This window comes from Anaerotignum faecicola (assembly GCA_024460105.1).
Classification (GTDB): Bacteria; Bacillota; Clostridia; order Lachnospirales; family Anaerotignaceae; genus JANFXS01.
On record JANFXS010000012.1, the window covers coordinates 1 to 2,560 of the forward strand.

Sequence of the window (2,560 nt, forward strand, 5' to 3'; positions counted from 1 at the left end):
TCCGTCGACCTCGCAGTCAAGCCACCTTTTGCCTTTACACTCTTTGAATGGTTTCCAATCATTCTGAGGTGACCTTCGAGCGCCTCCGTTACTCTTTAGGAGGCGACCGCCCCAGTCAAACTGCCCACCTAACATTGTCCCATGCCCGGCTTACGGGCACTGGTTAGAAATCCAATGATATAAGAGAGGTATCCCACCGGCGACTCCACACAGACTGGCGTCCATGCTTCCTAGTCTCCCTCCTATCCTGTACATACATCATCGAATCCCAGTATTAGATTGCAGTAAAGCTCCATGGGGTCTTTCCGTCCTGTTGCGGGTAGCCAGTATCTTCACTGGCTCTTCAATTTCACCGGGCGCGTTGTTGAGACAGTGCTCAAATCGTTACACCTTTCGTGCGGGTCAGAACTTACCTGACAAGGAATTTCGCTACCTTAGGACCGTTATAGTTACGGCCGCCGTTTACTGGGGCTTGAATTCAAAGCTTCGCTTGCGCTAACCTCTCCTTTTAACCTTCCAGCACCGGGCAGGTGTCAGCCCATATACTTCACCTTACGGTTTCGCATAGACCTATGTTTTTGCTAAACAGTCGCTTGAGCCTCTTTTCTGCGGCCAACTCTCGTTGGCTCCCCTTATCCCTAAGTTACGGGGTCATTTTGCCGAGTTCCTTAACAACGCTTCTCCCGTCGGCCTGTGGATTTTCTCCTCATCTACCTGTGTCGGTTTGCGGTACGGGTACAAGTAACACTATAGCGGCTTTTCTTGACAGTGTGGATTCACCAACTTCCCTACTTTTATTCAGTCCCTATCACATCTCACCATCTCTCGGCGGATTTGCCTACCAAGATCGGCTCCTTGCTTAGCCGGGTCTTCCCTTTCCCCGGTTTGGTTATCCTCCTGTGTCCCCACAGTTCTGATTACTTGCAGTACAGGAATTTCTACCTGTTATCCATCGACTACGACTCTCGTCCTCGCCTTAGGCCCCGACTTACCCTGAGAAGACAAGCTTTACTCAGGAAACCTTAGATATCCGGCCTAGAAGTTTCTCACTTCTATCTCGCTACTCATTCCGGCATTCTCTCTTCTGTGTCGTCCACCTTCCCTCTCAGTCAGGCTTCGTCCTCACAGATTGCTCCTCTACCACTGCCTGCCTTGCAGGCAATCCGTAGCTTCGGTGTCGTGTTTTAGCCCCGATTCATTTTCGGCGCAGGTTTTCTCGACTAGTGAGCTATTACGCACTCTTTAAATGTATGGCTGCTTCTAAGCCAACATCCTAGTTGTCTGTGAAATCCCACATCCTTTTCCACTTAACACGTACTTTGGGACCTTAGCTGTCGGTCTGGGCTCTTTCCCTTTTGACCACGCGACTTATCTCGCATAGTCTGACTCCCGAGGGTATCTTGACGGCATTCTTAGTTTGATATGAGTTGGTATCCTTTTTGGGACCCGCGTCAGTTCAGTGCTTTACCTCCGTTAGACTCCTCTCGAGGCTAGCCCTAAAGCTATTTCGAGGAGAACCAGCTATCTCCGAGTTCGATTGGAATTTCTCCGCTATCCACACCTCATCGCCACCTTTTTCAACAGATGTGCGTTCGGTCCTCCAAAGCCTTTTACGGCTCCTTCAACCTGGACATGGATAGGTCACCCGGTTTCGGGTCTAATATCACTGACTCTTTCGCCCTTTTAAGACTTGGTTTCCCTTCGGCTCCGAACTTTCTAAGCTCTTAACCTTGCCAATAATATTAACTCGCCGGACCGTTCTACAAAAAGTACGCCGTCAGCCCAAAGGCCTCCGACTGTTTGTAAGCACAAGGTTTCAGGTTCTCTTTCACTCCCCTCCCGGGGTCCTTTTCACCTTTCCTTCACAGTACTGCTTCTCTATCGGTCACTAGGGAGTATTTAGGCTTGGGGGGTGGTCCCCCCGGCTTCCCACAGGGTTTCTCGTGTCCCGTGGTACTCTGGATCCTGCTCGCTGACTTCAAATTTCGCCTACCGGGCTTTCACCGTCTTTGGCATGCTTTCCCAAAACATTTCGGCTATCCTCTGTCAATGCTAATTGCAGTCCTCAACCCCGAAAAACTAGGTCTCTCGGTTTGGCCTCTTCCCCTTTCGCTCGCCGCTACTCAGGAAATCGATTTTTCTTTCTTCTCCTGCTGCTACTTAGATGTTTCAGTTCACAGCGTTCCCCTCTGCATGCTATGTATTCACATACAGATACCTGAGGGCTTCTCAGGCAGGTTTCCCCATTCAGACATCTGCGGCTCGTAGGTTATTTGCACCTCCCCGCAGCTTTTCGCAGCTTATCACGTCTTTCTTCGGCTCCTAGTGCCAAGGCATTCCCCTTGTGCTCTTTCTTGCTTGACCTTTTAGTGTATCTCTACACTCGGAATTTCGTAGCTTCTTCTTGCGTCTCTTTAACGCTCCGCCTTTCCGCTTCCGCTTACTCGGCTTCTTTTGCTTTACTACTTACTTTGCTTTTCTCGATTGTCGATCCTTTGAACATCTCTGCTCTCAGAATCTCTTGACTCGTTTATACTTTATTCAGTTTTCAAGGTACAGT

Annotated in this window: 1 rRNA gene; it reads right to left on the reverse strand. The window is 49.6% G+C overall.

Features of this window, described 5'->3' with window-relative positions:
• A 23S ribosomal RNA gene (locus tag NE664_12405) occupies window positions 1-2,364 on the reverse strand; the annotation flags it as partial.
• Window positions 2,365-2,560 lie beyond the last annotated feature (196 nt).